The organism is Polaromonas eurypsychrophila, assembly GCF_014641715.1.
GTDB lineage: Bacteria > Pseudomonadota > Gammaproteobacteria > Burkholderiales > Burkholderiaceae_C > Polaromonas > Polaromonas eurypsychrophila.
Window position 1 is genome coordinate 26289 of record NZ_BMIG01000016.1, and the last position, 19769, is coordinate 46057.

Genomic DNA, 19769 nt, shown 5'->3' on the forward strand with positions numbered 1-19769 from the left:
GCCCGATCAGGCCTTCAAGAACTCCGCCTTCCCGCCCAGCCACCGCAGGATATGCCGGTGCGTCAGATCCGGGTATTTGTCCAGCATCACCGGCGCCAACGTCCGCGCCCAGGTCAGCAGCTCGGTGTCCGTCGCCAGGTCGGCAAAACGCAGCAGTGGGGCGCCCGACTGCCGCGCACCCAAAAACTCGCCCGGCCCGCGAATCTCCAGGTCGCGCCGGGCGATTTCGAAACCATCCTGTGTTTCCACCATGGCCCTGAGCCGGGCGCGTGCGGTTTCGCCCAGGCGCGGCGCCTCGCCCGTCGAATACAGCAAAACGCAGGCGGACGCCGACGCACCGCGCCCGACACGGCCACGCAACTGGTGCAATTGGCTCAGGCCGAAACGCTCGGCGTGTTCGATCACCATCAGCGAGGCATTGGGCACGTCGACGCCGACCTCGATCACCGTGGTGCTGACCAGCACGCCCACCTGGCCGCTGGTGAACAGCGCCATGACCGCCTTCTTCTCCGCCACCGGCATGCGTGAATGCAGCAGGCCGACCTGCGTGCCGGGCAGCGCCGCGTTCAAGGCCTCATGCGTTTGTGTCGCGTTGATCAGGTCCACCGACTCGCTTTCCTCGATCAGCGGACAGACCCAGTAGACCTGCCGGCCGTCTAGAAGCTGGCCGCGTATACGTTCGACCACCTCGTCGCGCCTGGCCTCGGCAACCACCTTGGTGACGATGGGCGTGCGCCCCGGCGGCAGCTCATCAATCATCGAAACATCGAGGTCGGCGTAGTAACTCATGGCCAGGGTGCGCGGGATCGGCGTGGCGGTCATCATCAGCAGATGCGGCTCTTCGCCCCCTTCGGTCATTTTGCTTCGCAGCGCCAGCCGCTGCGCCACGCCGAAGCGGTGTTGCTCGTCGATAATGGCCAGCGCCAGATTCTTGAAAATCACCTTGTCCTGGATTACCGCATGGGTGCCAACCACCAGTCCGGCTGCGCCGCTTGCTATCAGGGCCAGCGCCTCGCGCCGCTCTTTCGCTTTCTGGCTGCCGGTCAGCCAGGCGGTCTGTATGCCCAGCGGTTCCAGCCAGCCGATCAGCTTTCGAAAGTGCTGCTCGGCCAGGATCTCAGTCGGTGCCATCAGTGCGCATTGCCAGCCGGCGTCCATGCAGCGCGCCGCCGCAAGCGCCGCCACCACGGTTTTGCCGGAGCCGACATCACCCTGAAGCAACCGGTGCATGGGCAGGTTTTTCTGCAGGTCGGCTGCGATCTCGGCGCCGACGCGTTGCTGCGCCGCCGTCAATCGGAAAGGCAGGCGTTCCAGCAATTGCGCCTGCAGCGTGCACTGGGGGCCGCGCATCGCGGGTGGCACCAGCGCCGGCGCCCGCATGGCGGCACGCACACGGCGTGCCTGCAATTGCGACAGTTGCTGGGCCAGCAACTCCTCCGCCTTGAGCCGCTGCCAGGCCGGATGGCTGCGATTTTCCAGCGTGGCCAGCATCACCTCAGGAGGGGGTTGATGCAAAAATGATAGCGCCTGAATCAGGCTGGACAAGGGCTGAGGCAGGTTCTTATTAAGAAATTCCTCAGGAATTGTCTCTGACAGGTCGGCGCGGGACAAACCACCGAGCACCGCCTTGCGCAAATAGGCCTGCGGCAGGCCGGCGACCGTGGGATAGACCGGCGTCAGCGCCGTGGCGAGCTCGCCACCGGCGACCCGAAAGCCCGGATGCACCATCTCGCGGCTGACAAAACCACCGCGGATTTCGCCACGCACCCGCACCCGCGCGCCCACGCTCAGGGTCTTCTGGTGCGAGGGGTAAAAATTGATGAAGCGCAACACACAGGTGTCGCTGCCGTCGTCCACCGTCACACGCAATTGCCGGCGCGGCCGAAAGGCCACTTCACTGTGCGTGACTTGGGCCTCGATCTGCACCATGTCGCCGTCACGCGCGTCGAGCAGCCGGGTGATGCGGGTCTCGTCCTCATAACGCAACGGCAAGTGCAGCGCCAAATCGATGTCGCGCCGCAGACCCAACTTTTCCAACGCTTTTTGCGGCTGCGATTTGGACAGCGCAGCCGCAGCGGCGCCTGCCACAGCAGGCAGCGCCTTGCGGGGAGAAGCAGCTGGAATAGACCGGGTAGGCATGGGACAATTGTGCCGTCACCTGAAAACCGCAGTTGACCGCTTGCAAACTTCCAACAAGCCACTTGAATACCACTTTTCTCCTTTTCGTTGGCACTTACCTTGTAGGTGACAGCGCTATGCACCCGATTGCGCCACCCGCACAGCGCCATGCGGCGTTGCTCCGCCTTGTGGGCAACAGCCCCCTGCGTTGTCGCGTCTTGCCTGGCATCGCGCGGGCGGCACACTCGGGCGCATCCAACTGCGATTTCCAGATTTTATGAAGACGTTTTTCAGCCTCAGTGACTTTGATTTCACACTCCCCGACGAATTGATCGCCCAGCACCCGGCCGCCGAGCGCAGTGCCTCGCGCCTGCTGGACGGCCGCAGCGCCACGCCTGCGGACCGGCGTTTTACAGAATTGCCAGAACTGCTGCAGCCGGGTGACCTGCTGGTACTCAACGACACCAAAGTCGTCAAGGCGCGCCTGTTCGGACAAAAAAGCAGCGGCGGCCGCTTGGAGCTGCTGATAGAACGCGTGTTGTCGCTGTCGCCGGACGCCGGCCATGAAGTCGCGGCGCACATGAAGGTCAGCAAAAAGCCACTGCCCGGCGCGGTTTTGCTGATGGATGGCGGCTTCACCGCCACGCTGCTGGGCCGGTGGCCGAATGAGGACGGCCCGCTGTACCGGTTTACATTGAGCAGCGACCCGTACGCTCTGATGGAAAGCCACGGCCATGTGCCGCTGCCGCCTTACATCACCCACAGCGATTCAGCCGACGATGAACGTCGTTACCAGACTGTGTTTGCCAAAAATCCCGGCGCCGTTGCTGCCCCCACGGCCGCGCTGCATTTCGACGAAGCCGTGCTGGCGAAGCTGGCAGCGCGCGGCGTACAACGCGCGACCGTCACGCTGCACGTCGGTGCCGGTACTTTTCAGCCAGTGAAGACCGAAAACATCACCGAGCACGTCATGCATTTCGAGCGTTTCGAGGTGCCGGACACCACGCTGCAGGCCATCCGCGACTGCAAGGCGCGCGGCGGTCGCGTCGTGGCGGTCGGCACCACCAGCGTACGTGCACTGGAGTCGGCGGCGAAGTTCGGTCCCGGCTGCAGCGACACCAACATCTTTATCACGCCGGGCTTCAAGTTTGAGGTGGTCGACCTGTTGTTAACCAATTTCCACTTGCCCAAAAGCACACTGATGATGCTGGTCAGCGCTTTTGCCGGCTATGAGCACATCATGGCTTTGTACGAGCACGCGATAACACAGCGCTACCGCTTCTTCAGCTACGGCGACGCAATGCTGCTGCAACGAAGCGCCCCTGAGACAATCAAACCATGTTGAACTTTGAACTACTGAAAACCGACCCGGCCGACGGCGCCTACCCCGGCTCCCATGCCCGCCGTGGGACCCTCACACTGAACCACGGCGTAGTTCAAACCCCCATCTTCATGCCGGTCGGCACCTACGGCACGGTCAAGGGTGTGATGCCGCAGTCGCTGCACGAGATGGGCGCGCAAATTATCCTGGGCAACACCTTTCACCTGTGGATGCGTCCTGGGCTGGACGTGATGCAGCAGTTCGGCGGCCTGCACAAGTTCGAGAGCTGGCACAAACCGATACTTACCGACAGCGGCGGCTTCCAGGTCTGGTCGCTTGGGGAGATGCGCAAGATTTCCGAAGAGGGCGTGAAGTTCGCCTCACCCGTCAACGGCGACAAACTGTTTCTGACGCCCGAGATCTCTATGCAGATCCAGACCATCCTGAACAGCGACATCGTGATGCAGTTCGACGAATGCACGCCCTACGACACCAAGGGCCACATCACCACCGAAGCTGAAGCGCGGATTTCGATGGAACTGAGCCTGCGCTGGTCTAAACGCTGTGTTGATGAATTCAACAAGCTGCAGAACCCGAACGCACTGTTTGGCATCGTGCAAGGCGGCATGTTTGAGAACCTACGCCAGGAATCACTCGATGCGCTGGTTGAACTCGACCTGCCTGGTTATGCCGTCGGCGGCGTCAGCGTCGGCGAACCCAAGGAAGAAATGTTGCGCATCATGGCGCACACGCCGCACCGCCTGCCGGCCCACAAGCCGCGCTACCTGATGGGCGTCGGCACGCCGGAAGACCTGGTTGAAGGTGTGGCCGCGGGCGTGGACATGTTCGACTGCGTGATGCCGACCCGCAATGCGCGCAACGGCCACATGTTCACGCGTTTCGGCGACCTGAAGATCCGCAATGCGCGCTACAAGACCGATGAAGCGCCGGTCGACGCGACCTGCAGCTGCTACACCTGCCGCAATTTCAGCCGTGCCTACATGCACCACCTGGACCGCTGCGGCGAGATGCTGGGCCCCATGCTCAGCAGCATCCACAACCTGCACTACTACCTGAACCTGATGCAGGAAGTGCGCGATGCGCTGGATGCCGGTAAATTCGGAGCCTTTGTGCTGCAGTTCCGGCAGGACCGCCAGCGCGGCGTCTAGACCTCTTGAACATCAGGACGATTCATGCAATACCGTCGACTTGGCAGCAGCAACCTGAAAGTGTCCACCCTGTGTCTGGGCACCATGATGTTCGGCCAGCAAACCGCTGACGACGAAGCCGCCCGCATCGTCGCTTCGGCCAAAGACCACGGCATCAATTTCATCGACACCGCCGACGTTTACAACGAAGGCGCGTCCGAAACCCTGCTGGGCAAATTGCTGGCCGGACAGCGTGACCACTGGGTACTGGCCAGCAAACTCGGCAACAAGGCGGGCCAGGGCATCAACCAGGCGCATTACTCACGCAGCTGGATCATGCGGCAGACCGACGCCATGCTGGCGCGTCTCGGTACCGACTATCTGGACATCCTTTACCTGCACCGCGATTTCCATGGCGAAAACCTCGAGGAGGCGGTACGCGCGGTCGGCGATCTGATCCGCGCGGGCAAAATCCGCAGCTTCGGCCTGTCCAACTTTCGCGGCTGGCGCATCGCCGAGATCATGCGAATCTGCGGCGCGACCGGCGTTGCGCAACCGGTGGTCTGCCAGCCCTACTACAACCTGCTCAACCGCGGCCCCGAGGTCGATATCCTGCCGGCCTGCGGCCACTACGGTATCGGTGTCGTACCCTACAGCCCGCTGGCGCGCGGTGTGCTCACCGGAAAGTACTCGCCGGGCCAGCCGCCAGCGCAGGACACGCGCGCCGGCAGTGGCGACAAACGCATTCTGGAAACCGAATTCCGCGAAGAGTCGCTGTTGATTGCGCAGAAGATCAAGGCACGCTGCGAAGGCAAAGGCTGGGTGCCGGGCCAGTTTGCCGCCGCCTGGGTGCTGGCCAACCCGCTGGTTAGCTCGGTCATCGCCGGGCCGCGCCTGTTGTCCCACCTGGAAGATGTGTACGGCGCGGTGAACCTGGTGCTGGATGCCGAAGACGAAGCCTTCGTCAACGCGCTCGTCATTCCGGGCCACGCATCAACCCACGGCTACAACGACCCCAGCTACCCTTTCTACGGCCGCCCGGTGCCTGGCTGACCGCGCCCGCCGCCCTTTTTCTCTGCCTCTAGAAAAAATGCCATGAAGAACTGGTTATGGGTCAACGCCAACAACCTGATTCAGATCACGCGCAATGCGGCAGGTCTGTTTATCAATGACGATCGTATTGGCGCGTTGCTCGACAAGATGCCTGTTGTTGCCCGTTCGGTGGCGCCGACACGCTTTGGAGAGGATTCAGCGGACCGATTAACACCTTTCGTAGAAACGCGCGCTCACTTGCTGCGGCGCTACTACAACGGCTATGACAATCGCAGTTGCCGTGACTTCAAGCTGTCTTATGAAGAGTTGGTGACTTTCGGTGAATTCCAGCTGCCAGACTGCCTGCAGGTCGACCTGACTGCGTTCAGCGTGAACTTGCGGCAGAAAGAGTGGAAAGTCGACCCGCGTCTCAAGCGGCATGGAAACGCCGCGTGTGAGATCTTCACGGCCATCGGGAAACTGCATCGGCAGCCCGACGGCCAGATGATGAACGAGCTCAATCTTCGACTGAGCAATTGGGATGTCGCTGGCAAATCGCTGGCCCTGGCTCCGACCCGTTACAACCAGCAGGTCGGAACCAACCTGACGCTGGACTGGGCATCAGGTCACTTGAGCCGCCGCAATTCGATGACCCTGTCCGGGCACATCAATGCGACCACGCGCAACGATCTGGATTTCTCCGCCAATGGCCAGCTTACGGCGCTGCGCGACTCCTGCCTGGCAAATGTGATCGGCGTAGCATGCATGCTTTACACCGCGAAAGGACATGCGTTGATCAGGGCGAGGTCGGGTGCCACCGCCATCATGGCGGACCGCGACAAGATGCATTGCTCGGCCTCCGGCGCGGTGACCTTCCCGGATGATCCCGCAAAGCTCTCAAGCGGCAAGGAGTTTGAGAACTATCTTTACGCCGAGATGGCACGGGAAATTCAGGAGGAAACCGGTCTTGGCCCGGAGGACTACGAGCTGCGTCTTGTCGCATTCGCGCGGGAACTGGTGCGCGGCGGCCATCCCCAATTTTTCTTCTCGGCGCAAACCAAGCTTGAACGCTTTGTCATCGAGGAGCGGCTCCGCACCGCGACCGACCGTTGGGAATTCCGCGACAGCGAGGAACTGGAAGAGCGCCTGAAGATGTTCCAGAGCGACCCCGTGGCCTATCTGGATACCTACAGTGAAATCTTTACCTATGAAGGATTTGCCGCGCTTATGCTCACAGCTGCTTTCAAAGAGCAGTGCGGCGACTGACGCCCAGGAACCTTTGCTGCACATCGACCCACGGCTTCAACGACCCAAGCTACCCCTTCTTTGGCTGGCCATCACGATAAATTCGCTATCTAAACGATAGTTGACTCAGCAGACAAAAAAAAGGCAGGGAAGCGATTTCCCTGACCTTCTTTATAAATCCGGTTTACTTCTGGAACAGCACCAGACGGGACTCGGTCGGCGTCATGCCGTCCTTGCTGGAAGTCATGGAAACCTCATACCGCGTCGTTGGAATCGGGAACTGGGGTGCAAAGCTGAACGAGAAGTTGCCGCCGGCATCGGCCTGGACGCGCTGCGCAAACACGTTCTGGTTCAGTCCAAACAGGCCGGCAATCGCACCGACGGCGCCTACCTTGACATCGACCAGCGCACCCGGAGCCGTGCGCCCGCGCACAACCACGGGACCGCCTTCCACCGTGGCGTTGTTGGCGTGGCTGGTGATTTGCAGAGGTACCGTCGTCGGTGCGGCAGCCGCCGCAGCCACAACGTCAAAGGTCCAGGTCTGGCGGACCCCATTGCCGACCATGTCCTTGGCGGTCACGTCTGCGGTGTAGCGGCCAGGCGCCAGGTCAGCGCGGTAAGTGAAGAACTGGGGCGTGATCTGCGTTTCTGCGGTCACATTGCGGCCAGACAACATGAAACGCACGCTTTTCGGATCTACGCCTACGCCCCCTGCATCATCAAAAGTACCCGACACCGAGGTAAAAGCGCCCCGTGCCAGCGACTCGCCGTCGCGCGGCGCCATATTGCGAATCACTGGCGGTTTGGCGTCAGCGATCAGGGGCTGGGTCAACGTTGAGGAAACCGCCCTGTCACCTAGACGCAAGGTGGCGACAACCGGGAGCGAAGGTGACAGGTTGTCCAGGCGTCGGATGGTGTAAGCACCTTCGTAAACGCCAGGTCGGGTTTCGCGAAGGGCCAGGTTGTTAATGACACCCTGAATATTCACCTCGGCAACACCGCCGGGCGCGCCGTTTAGCGTAAAACGCAGATCTGCGCCTGGTTCGATCTTGTCGACCGGAGCCACCGAAAAACGGTCGATTTTCAGACCGACAGCAGCTACAGGTGCAGGAGGCGCGGTAGGTGCGGCGGGCGCGGAAGCGATGGCAATGCCAGCAGGAAAACTGTAGTTTGCCGCCGTGCTGCGGTTACGCACGCGCAGTGTTGCACGAATGGGGCTGTTCTCGGCGATGCGATCCTTGCGCCTGACGGTGTAGCTCCCTTCATAGACGCCGCGCGAAGTCTCTTTGAGAACAATCGTGCGCGGGATACCGCGCACAGTAAGACTGGCCTGACCACGCGGCGTACCTTCCACCGTGAAGTCCAGTTGTGATCCGGCGCTGAGCCCGTCATCGGCCCCGACCTGGAGCGATTGCAGCTCGGGCGTGGCCGATTGGGCGTAAGAACTACCTGGCACGGCCAGCATGACCGAAGCGACAGGAAGCAGCAGGAAGAAAGCTGCGAGTTGATTGCGTATTAGTTTTTTCATGGTTCTAACCCAGTAGTGAAGTTTGATTATTTTGATCGAAGCGCGTGGGTGCTGATGTAGGTAGAAGGTAGCGGCGGAAGTAGGCCGCCATCACTAACGGCAGACAGCGAAACGCTGCCCGGACCGCTTCAACGCTAGCCGGAAGCGGACGCGCCGACGTGAACCGCCGACGGGGCTTCGCATTGATCCTCCCTCGCGCCACACGGATGTCAAAACTTGGCGAACGCGCTCTTGCTGGTACTGCAGATGCCGCATTGGGGCAGAAATCAATCGTCGCGTTTTTCAGGTCCACCGTGCGCTCGCAGCCGGGGCACACACTTTTGGACGGGCGTATCACGCGGTGTCGTAGCTGAGTTACTCGCGGCACTGCGCGTCCGGGAGCAGTTTGGCAAGCTTCTGCTCTTTCAGGTAACGGTTCAGCGAAACAATCGCATGGCGCCCCACCAGCACCGTGATGACAATACCGACGATGTAGCGTACATAACCGCCAAAACTGGGCAGGTAGGGCACCAGCTCGGCAAAAAAGGCGAGCAGTGCAAAAAAGATGAAACCCCAGACAAAAGGCCAGTAAGTGCTTTTGCGTTTTTTGGCGAACGGCCAGCCTGCTGCCACCAGCAGCGCCAAGGTCAGCGCCAGCCGGTACAGAAACACCCGCAGTTCCTGGGCGCGTTGCGCGCTCTGCCATTTGTCACGCGTGCGCACCGCGCCCTGGCTGGCGTCCAGCGCTTTTTGCTGCTGGGCCTCCATCGCCGCCAGCGCCAGGCGCTCCGCCGCCTTCAAAAATGTCCAACGCGCGCGTATTCCTGCCGTGTTTTTTCGACCGCGAGGCCGCAGCCGTTTCTTGTCAAGACGGCTATGACGCCGCCGTAAACACCGTCAATACTCCGGTGTAGCCATAAAGATGGTGCCGTGCAATCTCGCCGCCGGCAAAAAAACCGACCAATGGCACGTCGCCCAGCGCGCGCCGCACAATCTGCAACTCGGCGCTGGGCGCGCCGAAATGCGGGCCACCGCGGCCGGAGCAGCTGACATAAATCGCACCGGCAATGCGGCGTGCCGGGTGCGGCGCAGCGTCGGCTTGCACGCCGCTCAGGGAACTGGCCACTTCCAGCGTGAGTTCTTCGGGCTCCAGCTCTTCGCGGATTTCGGCGCAGACACGCACCAGGTCGGCACGCGCCGCCTCGGCGTTGCGCTCACAGAAAGCCAGCTTGGTGCCGACAGCCGGCAGGTCGGCGATGGCGATGCCGCTGCGCGCCGGGTCCAGGCCAATGATGTGGCGCACCACCACATCGGCGCCGAACTGGCCCGACCGCTGGATGCGCCCGTCCTGCAGGCCCGCTTCGGCACTGCGCAAGCCGACCAGCGTCGTGCGCACCTTTTCCAGTGCGTCGCGTGGCTTCTCCAGCGTCACACCCAGATCGGCCAGCATCACGTCGAGGGCGCTCTGCCCGTCCAGCTTGGTGACCACATTGCCATCGCAGGCGGTGATCTCATGCTCGCCGGAGATCGGCTGGCAGCCCTGGGTGACGCGCGACATCAGCGCCGCGCCCTGCGCAAAAGCCACGCCGCTCAGGCCGCCGCTGAACACTCCGCCCGCAGCGCCGTGGCCTTTGACGTTACCGTTGCCGCTGAGCGCAAACTGCACCGCCTCGCTGCGGGTGGAGGCCAGCCCACCGAAGACATACCCACTGCCGGTGCGCTGGGCCATTTCGGCGATCAGCTCCGCCACGTCGGGCGTGCCGGCGTCGGCATGCACCAGCGCGGTATGCGCTTTAAAGTGGGTGGCGTTGGCCGGTGGCAAGGGCGAGATGCCGGAGAAAACGCGGTACTGGTCACTCGGCAGGCCGCACAACATGACGGCCAGTGCGGGTTCGTCGAAATACTCGACGTTGTTGGATGCGATGCCGATACCCACAGTGCCGGCCCAGTCGACGATCTCGGGCAATTCGCCGCCCAGAAAATCCAGAATTTCCTGCGCCTGGCCAGCGTAGTGATCCGTGATGTAAAGCAGCCCCAGGGTTGGCGCGCTGGCATAGGCCGGCAGCGCCATGTGGGCACGCAATTGGGCCAGCACCAGGCCGGCCGCCATGCGCCATTGCGGATGGGTGGCGTGGCCGTATGGAAAAAGCTTCATGGGGTCCTGGACGAAAAAATCAAAGGGTCGACTTGCTGCTTGCGGCGACACTCACCGTATCACGGCGCGCCCATTAACGCGCCGGTTTTCGGGCGGTCTTGCTGGCCGCCGTCTTGCGCGCCGGCGCTTTGCCTTTCGGCTGCGCCCGAGAGGCGTCCTTTGGGGCGACCGGCGTGGGCCAGGCCTGGGCACTGCGCAGCGCCGTGTTCATGGCCGAACGGGCACCCCGCGCCACGGTCTTGCCAGCCGAGTCGGCCATGCCTTTGGCCAGCCCCGCGGCCATGCCGGTCGCGGTTTTCATCGCATCCTTGGCCAGGCCGGTGGCCATGTTTTTAGTGGCGCTCATGGCGGTTTTTTTGGCCGCATCCTGCATGGCCGTGGTGGCGATATTCTGAAATTGCTGCGTCAGCGCGCCCCACCACTGCATCGGGTCCACCACCCCGGCCGGTGCTGCCGCTTCTGGCGTTTTGGCGGTTCTGGTTTTGGGCGCGGACTTGCCGCCTTGGTCATAACTTGTGGGGGGCACCTCCAGGCCAGAAAAGGTCTTGGCCTTGTCGGCGACCTTTTGAACCCCGCCGGCCATCGTATCGGCCACCTTGAGCTTGAAGGCGTTGGCCACGTCGCCCATGTTGAAGTTCATGCCCTTGAGTGTGGCAAGCGTCATCTTCTGCACCTCCAGCGCCTGGATAGTGGCCTTCAGAGCCATGGCATTCTGGTCCAGCCAGAACTGCACCGCCTTGAGCTCCTCGATGCGTTTGTCGAGCTCCTCGACATTGAGTGTGGGTGCCACCCAGTTGCCCAGGTTAGGCATTTGCGGAATGCTCTGGCTGGCGCTGCCGGCCGCCTGTTTGGCCAGATTCTGCAAAAAATCAAAGCCCGGAACCAGCTTGCCAAAGCCGGCAAAAGAAGGGTTGTCTGCGTTGCTCATGGCGGTCTCCTGGTGGTTTTTAGGTGTCTTGGCCAGAGCGGCCACTGTGCGTCATGGTCTCATTGTGCAGGGTAGCCGCAGTGCGTCAACCCGTTTTTTCAAAAACCACGGGTTCGTCACTACCTTCCCAAATTTTCAAGCCGAATCATGCCCCAGCCCATACGAAATGAGAGCAAGCAGCTATTGATTTAATAGCATCTAGATTTAGGAACCATACGAAGGTGGACGCCGCTCGCGCAGGCTGGCCACCCCTTCACGCACATCCGGGCCGGAAAAACCCATGAATTCCAGCGCCAGCGACGCGTCGAAGGCCGGCCCGGCCTGGCGCAGCCAATTGTTGAGCGCGTACTTGGTCCAGCTGATCGCGGTTTGTGAACCATTGGCCAGCCTGTCCGCCACCTCGTAGGCCTTGGATAAAAGCGCGTCGTCGTCGACCGCCAACGACACCAGGCCAATGCGTTCGGCCTCTTCGCCGCTGATCGGCTCGCAGAGCATCAGGTAGTACTTGGCCTTGGCCATGCCGCACAGCAGCGGCCAGACAATCGCGGCGTGGTCGCCGGCAGCCACGCCGAGCCGGGTGTGGCCGTCCACAATCTTCGCGCTTTTCGCCGCAATCGAAATGTCCGCCAGCAGCCCGGCCACCAGCCCGGCGCCGACCGCCGGCCCGTGTATCGCGCTGACGATGGGTTTGTCGCAATTGATCACGTTGTAGACCAGGTCGCGCGCTTCCTTCCAGACCCGGGTGCGGGTTTCAAAATCATCAGCCATGTCCTGCACCAGCGACAGGTCGCCGCCGCCCGAAAAACCCAGACCCTCGCCGCGCAGCACGGCGCAGCGCACCGAGTCGTCGCTGCCCACATCGCGCCAGATCTGCGCGAGCTCACGGTGACCGGCGTGGCCTGCCGTGGGTAGTTTGCCGTTGAGGGCTTTCATCTGGATGTCGAGCACGCAACCGATGCCTTCTATCAACGGGCCGCGGCGGGTGATGGTGAGCGTGGTGTAGGTGGTGTAGTCAGGTGTCATGCAGCCCATCATGCCGCGTCCAGCCGCCTCGGGGAATCAGGGATCGCCCTGCACACCCGTCAAGCGCACGGCTTCGGAAGCGCTGAATGAGTCCTTGCGGAAATGTGCGGCAGCCGAATCGGGATGGGATGCAAGGCGGATTTCGCGGCCAATAGTGGGCTATTGGCAAGAGATTCAACGCAGCAGACCGCCCGAGTCCGGATGATCGCAAGCCGCAGGGGACTTGTTCAGCACTTCCTTTGATAAGCTTCAGCCATGAAAAGCCTGTTTCACTTTGCATTCAACGTCACCGATCTCGACCAGGCTCGCCGCTTTTACGGCGAGGTGCTGGGCTGCACCGAGGGCCGCAGTACCGACACCTGGGTTGATTTTGATTTCATGGGCCACCAGCTCTCGCTGCACCTGGGCGAGCCCTTCAAAACCGAACGCACCGGCCACGTCGGCGACATCCTCGTGCCGATGCCGCATTTCGGGCTGGTGCTGGCCCTGCCCGACTGGCAAGCCATGGCGCAACGTTTGCAGGCGGCGAATACAGCGTTTTTATTCGCGCCGCAAGTCCGTTTTGAAGGCCAGCCGGGCGAGCAGTGGACCATGTTTTTTTGCGACCCCTTCGGCAACCCGCTGGAAATCAAGGGCTTCCAGGATCTGGGAGCGATTTATGCGTCTTGAGGCTGGGCCGGTGAGCACGCCACCGCGCATCGAAGGGCGGCCCCGAGCAAGCGGCGGCCCTCTTGGTTGGAAAAGCGCTACACGCAGTGAGCGACCGTGGGGGCCATTTTCGTCATGACCTACACCTTTGTCTCAGCCACGATTTTGCTGCTGCTGATCACTGATCCGCTGGGCAACATCCCGATTTTCGCCAACGCCCTGCGCAAGGTCGCGCCCGAGCGGCGCGCGTTTGTGATCCTGCGCGAGGTGCTGATCGCCTTCCTGTTGCTGCTGGCTTTCATGTTTGTCGGCGACAGCTTTCTGCGCGTGATGAACCTCAGCGAGCTGTCGCTGCAGATCGCCGGCGCGGTAATCCTGTTCCTGATCGCACTGCGCATGATTTTTCCGGGCGGCCATCCGGTGGCCGAACCGCTGCAGGGCGAACCGCTGATCGTGCCACTGGCCATCCCGGCGCTGGCCGGGCCGTCGGCGCTGGCGACGGTTCTGCTACTGGTCTCGCAGGCGCCAGCGCGGCGCATGGAGTGGGTGGCCGCGCTGTGCGTGACCATGGCCGTCTGCGCCGTGGTGCTGGTGCTGGCCGAGCGCATCCAGCGGGTGCTGGGGGACAGGCTGGTGATGGCTTTTGAACGCCTGATGGGCCTGATCCTGGTGGCGATTTCGGTCGAGATGCTGTTGCGCGGCATCCAGCTCTTTATCTCCCAAACCCGCGCTGCAGGCTGACGGCGCGCGGCCCCCGCTTGTCATTGCGGACTTGATCCGCAATCCACGCTCCACAAGCTCCTGTCGCGTGTCATACAGCATGCAGGCCGGATCGCGTCCGGCACGACGGTCCGGCGTTATTTCAGCGCTGCGGCCGCAACGATCTTCTGGTCGATCGCGCCGAATACCAGCTCGCCATCCTTGCCCTTCATCTCGATGCGGATGGTATCGCCGAATTTCATGAACTCGGTCGAGGGCTTGCCGTCCTGGATGGTTTCGATGGCGCGTTTTTCGGCAATGCAGCTGTAGCCTTTCGGCCAGTCGGTCTTGCCCTTGGCCTCGACACCCTTGTTGCTGACGGTGCCCGAGCCAATGATGGAGCCCGCTCGTACATTGCGCGTCTTGCAGATGTGGGCGATCAACTGGCCGAAATGAAAGGTCATTTCCGGACCGGCGTCGCACATGCCGACCTTGCGGCCGTTCCAGGTGCTTTGCATGGTGAGGTTGACGCGCCCCTGGTCCCAGGTATCACCGAGCTCGTCCAGTGTGACAGCCACCGGGCTGAAGGCCGTCGCTGGCTTGCTCTGGAAAAAGCCAAAACCCTTGGCCAGTTCATTCGGAATCAAATTGCGCAGGCTCACGTCGTTGGCCAGCATCACCAGGCGAATGCCCTCGAGCGCCTGCTCGGGCGTGCTCTGCATGGGCACATCGCCGGTGATGACCGCTACCTCGGCCTCGAAGTCGATGCCGTACTCTTCGCTCGGGCAGATCACGTCGTCGCAGGGGCCAATGAAGTCGTCGCTGCCGCCCTGGTACATCAGCGGGTCCTTGTAGAAGCTGCCCGGCACCTCGGACTCGCGCGCCTTGCGCACCAGCTCCACATGGTTGATATAAGCCGAGCCGTCGGCCCATTGGTAGGCACGCGGCAGCGGCGCCATGCATTGCGCGGGGTCAAAGGGAAATGCGTGGCGCGCCTTGCCGTTGTTCAGCGTGTCGTACAGGTCCTGCAACTGCGGCGCCAGAAAGCCCCAGTCGTCAAGCACCTGCTGCAGTTTGCTGGCGATGCCCGTCGCATAATGGGCCATGGTCAGATCGCGCGAGACGACCACCAACTGGCCGTCACGGGAGCCGTCTTTGTAGCTTGCGAGCTTCATCTGTTTCCTTTGGGGTTATGGGGTGCACGGCGAGGGTTCGCGACGAGGGATTGGAGTTACGATAAGTGAAATCAATTTACCTAAATGTAATTTTCAATTTTAGTCGAATTCCATGAAAGAGCGCAAAACCGCCCCCCCCCCATCATCACCGGCCCTGCCCGCGCAACGCGCCGGCATCCAGTCGGTGGAAGTCGGCTTCAGTCTGCTGCAGGTGCTGGGCGCCTCGCCGGGCCCGCTGATGCTGCGCGACCTCGCCCTTGCTGCCGGCATGAGCGCGGCCAAGGCACACCGCTACCTGGTGAGCTTCCAGCGCCTAGAACTGGTGACGCAGGACCCCGGCACCACACGTTACGACCTCGGCCCCGCCGCACTCAAGCTGGGCTTGGCCTCGCTGTCGCGTCTGGACAGCGTCAAACTCGCGCGCCAGCGCATGGCGCCACTGATGGAGCAGATAGGCCAGACCCTGGCACTCGCCGTCTGGGGCAACCAGGGGCCAACCATCGTGCACTGGGAAGAGTCGCCCCAGGCCATCACTGTCAATTTGCGCCTGGGTGACGTGATGCCCTTGCTGTCCTCCGCCACCGGCCTGTGTTTTTCTGCCTTCATGGCCCAGCCAGCCGGCGGCCGCAAGCGCGCTGCGGCGAGCAACAGCCACCAGTCACATGACCGCCTTCCGCCCTTGTTGAGAGACGAGCTGACTCGCCTGCAAAAGCTGGCGCGCAAGGATGTGCCCAAAACCATGGCCGATGTCACGGCTGTGCTGAACGAAGTCCGGCGCCGCGGTCTGGCGCGTGTGGTGGACACCTTGCTGCCGGGTGTCGCTGGCTTTTGCGCTCCGGTGTTCGACGCCGATGGTCACCTGGCGCTGGGTGTGGTGTCCATGGGATCGGTGGCCACTTTCGACACCGACTGGGATGGCGCGGTGGCGCAACCCTTGTCGGCCGCGGCGCGGCAGCTCAGCAGCGACCTGGGCTACACAGAGTCATGAACGCCCTGACGGCACAGCACACCGCAGCGCCGCCGCTGCGACCGCTGCTGGTGCTGACGTCTGCGGTGGTGCTCGCCCATGTGCTGCTGCTGCAAGCCGCGCCGGCCCATTGGGGCATGGAAGCCGAGCGAGCCCTCAAGCTGCGCCCCTTGATCACGCGCAGCATAGAAATCAAGCCGCCCAGCCCGACGGCTGCCCTGCCGGCCCCGCCGCCACCGGTTCAACGGGCCGCTCCTGCCGTCGCGCCACGTTTACAACAAAATACGGCCTCAGCCCTTGCCAAGAAAGAGCCAGCAGCTATTGAATCAATAGCATCCCCGGTACCCGAGCCGACCGCGACCACCACGCCACCCACACCGGCGCCTGAGCCCAGGCCGCCGGTTGCGGAGGCGGCGCCTGCAACGCCGGTGGCAGCCGCCGGCGCGCTGACCATTCCCGGCTCCATGCGTCTCAAATACAGCATGACCGGCCGATCCAGAAACATGGACTACCACGCCTCAGCCCAGCTCGACTGGCTGCAGGACGGCGAGGCCTACCAGGCCGGCATGGTGGTCAGCGCCTTTGGCCTGGGCGAGCGTTCCATGGCCAGCCGGGGTCAGATCACCGGCGACGGGCTGGCACCGACCCGCTTCCTGGACAAGTCGCGCAGCGAGCGCGCGGCGCATTTTCAGCCCGACAAAGGCAAGATCACCTTCAGTGCCAACTCGCCCGACGTACCCTGGCAGCCAGGCGCGCAGGACCGTGTCAGTGTTTTTGTGCAGCTCGCCAGCTTGCTTGCCGGCGACCCGGCCAAGTACCCGGTCGGCAGCAGCGTATCGCTGTTCACCGCCGGTCCCACCGGGGCGGACACCTGGACTTTTGTGGTCGAAGCCGAGGAAAAGCTTTCGCTGCCGGCTGGCGAGTTCAGCGCCGTCAAACTCACGCGCAAGCCGCAGCGCGACTACGACCAGGCTGTTGAGGTCTGGCTTGCACCTTCGCTGGCCTGGCTGCCTGCACGCATACGCATCACCCAACACAATGGCGATTTTGTGGACCAGCAGTTGCGGGTTGCCGAGAAGCCCCTGTGAGCGCGAATCGGGAGATATTTCGCGACTTTTCACACATTTTGCGGATTTACCCTGTGGCCCTTGAACTTGGCTCGGTCGTTGCTATCTGATGGACAAGGACCCAAGCTCTATGCACATGCTCTACGACTCTGAATCATTTGTGGTGGTGCAAATCCACGCCAACGCGCCGGAAAAGTCCGCGCCCACGCCTGCCGTGCCCCAACTGGCGCGCCATGGCTTTGAAATTGTCGACAAACGCTCTGGCAAAGAGGTCTACCTCGATGGCTCCTGGGCCGAGATGTTCCAGCAGCGCCTGAACGTCTGGCAGCAAAAAACGCCCACGCAGGAAGAAATCGAAGACACACTGGAGGGTTACGCCGAACTGGCGCACACCCCTGTCTCCCTGCACTGACCATGCCGGACAGTAAACCGGCCCAGCAGAAGCGTTCACAGCTTCACAAAAAAATACTGGACAACTGGGACAACGAGGACGCCGCGAAAGCCGGCCTTCCGGGTGTGATGCATGTCGCCAACGCCGACGTGCCTCCGCTGGCAAACGCCGAACTGGTGCAGCTTCAGGTTCGCGTAATCGCACTGGAAAATTTGCTGATTGCCCTGCTCTCGGAAGCTTCCGACAGTCAGCGCACACTGGCCCGTGAAATGGCAACTTACATCTCGCCGCGACCTGGGTATACCCCGCATTCGCTGACGCTTCATGCCGCCGACCAGATGCTTCATCTCGTTGAGCGTGGTGAACTTTTTGGTCTTAACGCCCGAGCGGGTCAGGCCGGCGCAGACAACGCCGGGGATCAATAGGTTTCACGCCTTCAGCCCGAGGCGCCGGGCCAGCTTGTGCAAGTTGCTCGCATTGACGCCCAGTTGCCGCGCCGCTTGCGCCCAGTTGCTTTGATGCGCGGCCAGCGCCTGAATGATTGACTGGCGTTCGCAGCCGTTTACTGCGTCGCGCAGCGTGGTGCCCGGCACCACTGGGGCGGCAGACTTTGTGTCCGGCGCTGAAGCCGCAGCAGCGTCGTCCGCGACCAGCAACTCTGGCCCATCCAGATCAAGCAAGTCGGTTTGCAGCAGGGGCTAAACACCACGCCGGTGCATGCCCACGCCGCCCTCTTCGGGGTATACGGCATGCTGGCCCTTGGCTTCACGCTGCTGGTGTTGCGCTATATCCGGCCGCACTACGAGTTCAACCAGAAGCTCATGAAAACGGCGTTCTGGGGCCTCAATGCAGGCCTGGTGTTGATGATCTTCACCAGTCTGCTGCCGATCGGCATCATCCAGTTTTATGCCAGTGTCAGCGAGGGCCTGTGGTACGCGCGCAGCGAAGCTTTCATGCAGCAACCGCTATTGCAAACCCTGCGCTGGGTGCGTACCTTCGGCGATGTGGTGTTCATCATTGGCGCACTGGCCGTCGCGCTGCAGGTGGTTCCGGGCTTGCTGGGCAAAAAACCTGCACTCGTCCTGTCCGGTGATGGTCTTCGTACCGTTGCAGTCTGAGAAAAAAGCGTAGCCCAGCCGCATGAAAACCGGGGAACGGACATAGCGAGTGTGGCGCATCGGCCACCTGGTCAGTGCGTGGGCTTCGCCGTTTCCGGGTACAGCCAGCGGTACAGCGGCGCAACCAGCACCAGCACCGCCACCAGCCGGCACACCTGAAACGCGGTCACCACCGGCACCCCGAGCTGCAGCACCTTGGCGGTGATCGCCATCTCGGCGATACCGCCCGGCGACGTGCTCAAAATCAGCGTCGCCAACGGCAATCCGGTCGCGAAGGTCAGCAACCAGGCAAACCCACTGCACAGCGCGATCATGCCCAAGGTGCCCACCGCCACCGACATCAGCCAGCGCGGCGCGGCATGCAAAAACGCCCTCGAAAAGCGCACGCCCAGACTCACAGCAATCAACAACTGCGCGCCGTTGGTGAGCCAGGGCGGAATCCCCGACAGAAACACGCCGGCCATGGTCAGGCCCATGGACACCAGCAACGCACCCATGAACCAGGGATTGGCGCGCCCCAGGCGCTGCATCGCCCAGGCGCCCAGGGCGGTGGTCAGCGCCAGCATCGCAAAACCCGGCCACTGAACCGCACGCAGCACCGGCGGATGCAGGTCCATGCCATGCAGCCCGCTCAACTGCATGGCAAAGGGCACGGTCACCGTGACCAGCAGCAGGCGCAGGCCGTGTGACGCAGCCACCAGATCGGTGCGCGCATGAGCGCGTTCGGCCAGCAGGGTCATCTCCGACGCCCCGCCTATCGCACCGGCGAAATAACTGGTGGCGCGCATCGACGGCGCCGCCACATCGGTCATGTACTGCGCATTGACGCGGTGCAGCCAGGCGCCAAATACCAGACCCAGGCCCAGGGCCCAGACAATCGCCAGTGCAATGGCCCACCACAAGCTGGCCACCAGCGCGATAACCTGCGGCGTGAAAAAAAGCCCGAGCGCGACGGCGATCACCCACTGGCCGAGGTTGCCCAGCGGCAGCCAGCTTCGGGTCGGCGCCCCCGCCACCGACGCACAGGCCGTGGCCAGCAGCGGACCGATCATCCAGGGCAGGGGCGTGCGCAGGTAAACACAGAACCCGGCGGCGGCCAGCGCCAGCAGCAGGGTCCCAATAATGCGGTAAGGCTTGACGGGCATCAACAAGGCAAACAGGGAAATGGAAAGAGAAAGCTGAGCAGTCAGCCACTTGGCTTTACGATGGCACCAGGACAAGCCCTAG

General features: G+C 62.5%; 18 protein-coding genes and 2 pseudogenes. 11 read left to right on the plus strand and 9 right to left on the minus strand.

Features of this window, described 5'->3' with window-relative positions; all coding sequences use genetic code 11:
- Positions 1–6: 6 nt before the first annotated feature.
- A complete protein-coding gene (recG, locus tag IEX16_RS17335; protein WP_188709737.1) occupies positions 7–2139 on the minus strand; it encodes an ATP-dependent DNA helicase RecG in 2133 nt (710 codons plus the stop codon).
- 256 nt (positions 2140–2395) lie between these two features.
- Here recG and queA point away from each other — a divergent pair, with 256 nt between their 5' ends.
- From queA to IEX16_RS17355, 4 genes are read left to right on the plus strand one after another with little or no spacing between them, the layout of a single operon-like run.
- Positions 2396–3463, plus strand: coding sequence for a tRNA preQ1(34) S-adenosylmethionine ribosyltransferase-isomerase QueA (gene queA / locus IEX16_RS17340; RefSeq protein ID WP_188709738.1), 1068 nt, complete (start codon positions 2396–2398; stop codon positions 3461–3463).
- A complete protein-coding gene (tgt, locus tag IEX16_RS17345; RefSeq protein ID WP_188709739.1) occupies positions 3457–4608 on the plus strand; it encodes a tRNA guanosine(34) transglycosylase Tgt in 1152 nt (383 codons plus the stop codon). The genes queA and tgt overlap by 7 nt, the downstream gene beginning before the upstream one ends.
- 24 nt (positions 4609–4632) lie before the next feature.
- Positions 4633–5640 carry an aldo/keto reductase gene (locus tag IEX16_RS17350; RefSeq protein ID WP_188709740.1) on the plus strand — a complete coding sequence of 336 codons (1008 nt, stop codon included), beginning with the start codon at positions 4633–4635 and terminating at the stop codon, positions 5638–5640.
- A gap of 42 nt (positions 5641–5682) precedes the next feature.
- Positions 5683–6885, plus strand: a complete 1203-nt coding sequence (locus tag IEX16_RS17355; protein WP_188709741.1) for a hypothetical protein — start codon at positions 5683–5685, stop codon at positions 6883–6885.
- 163 nt (positions 6886–7048) lie between these two features.
- Here the strand turns inward: IEX16_RS17355 and IEX16_RS17360 are convergent, their stop codons facing one another.
- The 5 genes and pseudogenes from IEX16_RS17360 to IEX16_RS17380 form a co-directional block, all read right to left on the minus strand.
- Positions 7049–8392: a hypothetical protein gene (locus IEX16_RS17360; RefSeq protein ID WP_188709742.1), complete on the minus strand. Its 1344-nt coding sequence runs from the start codon at positions 8390–8392 to the stop codon at positions 7049–7051.
- Between the two features lie 209 nt (positions 8393–8601).
- A pseudogene (locus IEX16_RS17365) lies at positions 8602–9064 on the minus strand (serine endopeptidase); the annotation flags it as partial.
- Positions 9065–9245: 181 nt separating this feature from the next.
- On the minus strand, positions 9246–10526 hold the full coding sequence (locus IEX16_RS17370; RefSeq protein ID WP_188709743.1) for an FIST signal transduction protein: 1281 nt from the start codon (positions 10524–10526) through the stop codon (positions 9246–9248).
- Positions 10527–10599: 73 nt separating this feature from the next.
- Entirely contained in the window at positions 10600–11454 is an 855-nt protein-coding gene (locus IEX16_RS17375) for a PhaM family polyhydroxyalkanoate granule multifunctional regulatory protein (protein WP_188709744.1), read from the minus strand.
- Positions 11455–11658: 204 nt separating this feature from the next.
- Positions 11659–12477, minus strand: coding sequence for an enoyl-CoA hydratase/isomerase family protein (locus IEX16_RS17380; RefSeq protein ID WP_188709745.1), 819 nt, complete (start codon positions 12475–12477; stop codon positions 11659–11661).
- Between the two features lie 255 nt (positions 12478–12732).
- Between IEX16_RS17380 and IEX16_RS17385 the strand changes: the two genes are divergently transcribed.
- Complete coding sequence (locus IEX16_RS17385) at positions 12733–13146, plus strand: VOC family protein (RefSeq protein WP_188709746.1); 414 nt, start codon at positions 12733–12735, stop codon at positions 13144–13146.
- A gap of 114 nt (positions 13147–13260) precedes the next feature.
- Positions 13261–13866, plus strand: a complete 606-nt coding sequence (locus IEX16_RS17390; RefSeq protein ID WP_188709785.1) for a MarC family protein — start codon at positions 13261–13263, stop codon at positions 13864–13866.
- Positions 13867–13982: 116 nt separating this feature from the next.
- Here IEX16_RS17390 and IEX16_RS17395 read toward each other — a convergent pair whose 3' ends face one another.
- A complete protein-coding gene (locus IEX16_RS17395) occupies positions 13983–14999 on the minus strand; it encodes a fumarylacetoacetate hydrolase family protein (RefSeq protein WP_188709747.1) in 1017 nt (338 codons plus the stop codon).
- Between the two features lie 154 nt (positions 15000–15153).
- Between IEX16_RS17395 and IEX16_RS17400 the strand changes: the two genes are divergently transcribed.
- From IEX16_RS17400 to IEX16_RS17415, 4 genes are all read left to right on the plus strand, one after another.
- Complete coding sequence (locus IEX16_RS17400; protein ID WP_188709786.1) at positions 15154–15987, plus strand: IclR family transcriptional regulator; 834 nt, start codon at positions 15154–15156, stop codon at positions 15985–15987.
- Positions 15984–17054, plus strand: coding sequence for a DUF3108 domain-containing protein (locus tag IEX16_RS17405; protein ID WP_188709748.1), 1071 nt, complete (start codon positions 15984–15986; stop codon positions 17052–17054). Before IEX16_RS17400 ends, IEX16_RS17405 begins: the two co-directional genes overlap by 4 nt.
- 109 nt (positions 17055–17163) lie before the next feature.
- On the plus strand, positions 17164–17445 hold the full coding sequence (locus IEX16_RS17410; RefSeq protein ID WP_188709749.1) for a BTH_I0359 family protein: 282 nt from the start codon (positions 17164–17166) through the stop codon (positions 17443–17445).
- Between the two features lie 2 nt (positions 17446–17447).
- Positions 17448–17849, plus strand: coding sequence for a hypothetical protein (locus IEX16_RS17415; RefSeq protein ID WP_229676409.1), 402 nt, complete (start codon positions 17448–17450; stop codon positions 17847–17849).
- Between the two features lie 3 nt (positions 17850–17852).
- On the opposite strand, the gene IEX16_RS17420 is transcribed toward IEX16_RS17415, so the two are convergent.
- Positions 17853–18104, minus strand: coding sequence for a helix-turn-helix domain-containing protein (locus tag IEX16_RS17420; protein WP_308421369.1), 252 nt, complete (start codon positions 18102–18104; stop codon positions 17853–17855).
- A gap of 12 nt (positions 18105–18116) precedes the next feature.
- On the opposite strand from IEX16_RS17420, the pseudogene IEX16_RS17425 reads away from it, so the two are divergent.
- Positions 18117–18542, plus strand: a pseudogene (locus IEX16_RS17425) (cbb3-type cytochrome c oxidase subunit I); the annotation flags it as partial.
- A 71-nt stretch (positions 18543–18613) separates the two neighbouring features.
- Here IEX16_RS17425 and IEX16_RS17430 read toward each other — a convergent pair.
- On the minus strand, positions 18614–19687 hold the full coding sequence (locus tag IEX16_RS17430; RefSeq protein ID WP_188709789.1) for an AbrB family transcriptional regulator: 1074 nt from the start codon (positions 19685–19687) through the stop codon (positions 18614–18616).
- Between the last annotated feature and the right edge of the window lie 82 nt (positions 19688–19769).

Bases quoted from the DNA above. Each gene is read 5' to 3' on its own strand.
- IEX16_RS17355 (WP_188709741.1), top strand. From the start codon at position 5,683: ATGAAGAACTGGTTATGGGTCAACGCCAACAACCTGATTCAGATCACG.
- IEX16_RS17430 (WP_188709789.1), bottom strand. From the start codon at position 19,687: ATGCCCGTCAAGCCTTACCGCATTATTGGGACCCTGCTGCTGGCGCTG.
- recG (WP_188709737.1), bottom strand. From the start codon at position 2,139: ATGCCTACCCGGTCTATTCCAGCTGCTTCTCCCCGCAAGGCGCTGCCT.
- queA (WP_188709738.1), top strand. From the start codon at position 2,396: ATGAAGACGTTTTTCAGCCTCAGTGACTTTGATTTCACACTCCCCGAC.
- IEX16_RS17380 (WP_188709745.1), bottom strand. From the start codon at position 12,477: ATGACACCTGACTACACCACCTACACCACGCTCACCATCACCCGCCGC.
- tgt (WP_188709739.1), top strand. From the start codon at position 3,457: ATGTTGAACTTTGAACTACTGAAAACCGACCCGGCCGACGGCGCCTAC.
- IEX16_RS17415 (WP_229676409.1), top strand. From the start codon at position 17,448: ATGCCGGACAGTAAACCGGCCCAGCAGAAGCGTTCACAGCTTCACAAA.
- IEX16_RS17375 (WP_188709744.1), bottom strand. From the start codon at position 11,454: ATGAGCAACGCAGACAACCCTTCTTTTGCCGGCTTTGGCAAGCTGGTT.
- IEX16_RS17370 (WP_188709743.1), bottom strand. From the start codon at position 10,526: ATGAAGCTTTTTCCATACGGCCACGCCACCCATCCGCAATGGCGCATG.
- IEX16_RS17390 (WP_188709785.1), top strand. From the start codon at position 13,261: ATGACCTACACCTTTGTCTCAGCCACGATTTTGCTGCTGCTGATCACT.
- IEX16_RS17395 (WP_188709747.1), bottom strand. From the start codon at position 14,999: ATGAAGCTCGCAAGCTACAAAGACGGCTCCCGTGACGGCCAGTTGGTG.
- IEX16_RS17360 (WP_188709742.1), bottom strand. From the start codon at position 8,392: ATGAAAAAACTAATACGCAATCAACTCGCAGCTTTCTTCCTGCTGCTT.
- IEX16_RS17410 (WP_188709749.1), top strand. From the start codon at position 17,164: ATGCACATGCTCTACGACTCTGAATCATTTGTGGTGGTGCAAATCCAC.
- IEX16_RS17405 (WP_188709748.1), top strand. From the start codon at position 15,984: ATGAACGCCCTGACGGCACAGCACACCGCAGCGCCGCCGCTGCGACCG.
- IEX16_RS17385 (WP_188709746.1), top strand. From the start codon at position 12,733: ATGAAAAGCCTGTTTCACTTTGCATTCAACGTCACCGATCTCGACCAG.
- IEX16_RS17350 (WP_188709740.1), top strand. From the start codon at position 4,633: ATGCAATACCGTCGACTTGGCAGCAGCAACCTGAAAGTGTCCACCCTG.